This window comes from Candidatus Desulfolinea nitratireducens, assembly GCF_982879505.1.
The window spans coordinates 5,759-8,419 of record NZ_CEYOSI010000161.1; the positions used below are offsets into that span (position 1 = coordinate 5,759).

The 2,661-nt window shown below is 48.0% G+C and carries 1 protein-coding gene; it reads right to left on the reverse strand.

The features are described from left to right. Positions 1-2,488, reverse strand: a 2,488-nt coding sequence (locus AC3DOM_RS13045) for an SdrD B-like domain-containing protein (RefSeq protein ID WP_487919487.1), incomplete at its 3' end; no start/stop codon positions are given. Positions 2,489-2,661: the final 173 nt, after the last annotated feature.

A 2,661-nucleotide genomic window follows, 5' to 3' on the forward strand; every position in this document is an offset into this window, starting at 1 on the left:
CACCTGAAACGATCGTCTGCGTCGCCGGGGTCTTTCCGATCTGGATCGCGGGCGTAATTACATTCAAGGTATCAGATGCTGTATCGATGCCGGTCACTTCGGTTGACGTTATCGCTCCACTGGTGTTGTCTTTTGCTCCTACGGTGGTAGCGGTAACATCCACTGAAACTGTACAAGTGCCACTCACTGCTATTGAGCCATCCGAGAAATTCAATGTCGTATCATTCGCAGCGGGCGAAAAAGTTAGTGAACCGCAGTCTGTTGTACTTTCATTCGGGATGCTAGCAACTTTCACATCTGTAGGTAAACTATCTGTAAAAGAGACACCTGTCAGAGCCAGACCAGCATTGGGGTTGGTGATGGTAAAGGTCAGCGTACTGGTGCCATTGACGGCGATCGGATCAGGATTAAAGACTTTCTCTATTGTCGGAGGATCAGGCAGGGTAGTTTCCACCTCGTTACTCGGGGTTTCCGGGATAACACTATCAGACTTTATTTTGGCTGTGTTTGTGACACTTGACAGGGTTACGGGGGTATCGACTGTAACCTGGAAAGTCAGGTCGGGAACGACCAACACGCTGTTTGAGGTGGCCAAGTTCCAGATGCTGCCTGCATCAGGGTCTATTGTAAAAGTAGCACTGCCGGGGGAGGTTACGGCAGTGACAACACAAGTCCAAGTAAAGGTAGTTGTGGTACCGGCAGTTACCGGTTCAGCAGTAGGGGCAGAACTACCAGAGCAGTCTGCATCGCCACTGGCTGTTGGAGTACCGGGAGAAAAACTAGCAATATCTTCCGTACTATCCAGAGATAAGGTAATCGTGATGTTATCGCCAGCATTTACCATTGTGGGGGCAGCACTTAAGCTGGCGTTTCTCGTTATGCCTGGAAGCGTATAATTAACCTGTATTTCAGGAGCTGTAGCACCTTCGCTAGATGAGAATTTTGATTCATCGTTATTAGCGGCTGTTGAAATTAAGACAATGCCTTCGTTAGCGGTACCCCCATCCCATTCCTGCACCAAAGGTAAAATATCTGTAGAGGTCTGAGAGCCTACGGCCGCGTCGATAATGGTTCCCTCCGCAGTGCTATCGTATTCTGTTCCAGCGCCGTACCAAGAGTTCCATGTGGCTGATTCGTCCCATGATTTGATTACGCGGTAGATATTGACGGTTTTACTCTTATTACTGGTAGCTGCCATGATCAAATAGGCGTTATCAGTACTCGCTCCTGCTGGAATACTCCCGAAATTGGTGAGATCAAATTCAACAAGCGCGTGTTTTTCCTTGTTGCTTTGGTTTTTCATCTTGAGTTCGGCACCATTCTGGGTATCGCCTGGTTTATCTTGATCAAGGAATGTATCTTGCGTAGCCGTGAGCGTAACTGAGCCTGCTACAGGCGCGATAGTAACTATACCGACCGTGCCACCCGTATTGCTGCCCAACTCCCAGGTAAGAGTGCCGGTACCGCCATCTGCTGGCTCACTAGCTGCTACTGATTCTGGGGTATCGCTATCACCCACATAGTTCGTTCCTGTTGGTATAACATCGGTTATGGTTACGTTGCTCAGTAATGCACTGCCCGGGTAATTCGCCTTGATGGTATAGGTCAAGGTATCGCCAGGGTTTGCGCTGGAGCTAACAACCCCATTAACCAAAACACTTTTTTCAATAATTTTCACCTGTGGAAAATCTGCAAGCACATAATTATCCCCATCGGATAACGAGACAATGAGCTCTTCAATTGTTGCAAAATATCCCGGCACGCCACTATGGATGGAAACTGTGTAGGTTCCAGCAACCAGTTTCTCAAAAAGATATGTGCCCCCGCTTGCAGTGGTGGCCTCAGGTTCTCCAGAATCCTTGCTACCGTTCTCATTCAAATCCAGGTAGAGCACCGCACCATCGAGACCGATTTCACTTCCACCATCCTGATTGCTATCGGCATTGACATCAAACCAGACAAAATTGCCCAGTGATGCAGTGCCTTGGTAGCCAAAATCGGCACTATCATAGTTTTCACCAGTAGTTAAAGTTATCAGGTGCGAATTATCACAGCTTCCGCAAGTTACTCCTGGTTCATCCGGATCACCGGTTTGGGTGTAACTTGTCGTGACGTTAACCTGGTAATTGCCTGCTGCCAGACCAATAAATTGATAGGCACCGTCTGCGTCTGTAGTGGTCGTAGTCGAAACATCATCACCGCCACCGGGAACACCATCTAGACCATAGTAAATCAATTCAACTGTCACATTCTCAATACCTGAGTCTAATTCATTCTGAATACCATCTCCATTGATATCATTCCAGATATAATTGCCGACCGTGCCGCTGGTATCCAGGAAGTCGTTGCCATTATTATCCGTTCGGTAAGCCAGGGTAACAGCGATAATATCGCAGTCTGTCGTGGGATTTCCAACCACGCCACAACTCGCAGTGGTGTCTTTATCAGCCGTGCTATCATAGCCGCTCAGGTTGGTCTCCAAAACCACGTAATTACCCGGCGCTATATCTGAAAAGGTATAGTAGCCCGAGCTGTCCGTCAACGTCGTGGTAATAACCCCAACGTCGTCGGCGTTGTCATAGATCCCATCCGGGCCTGTGTCATATAATAGACATTATCCGTAATAGTAAAATAGGGTCATGCTAACCTATGCTGAATTGA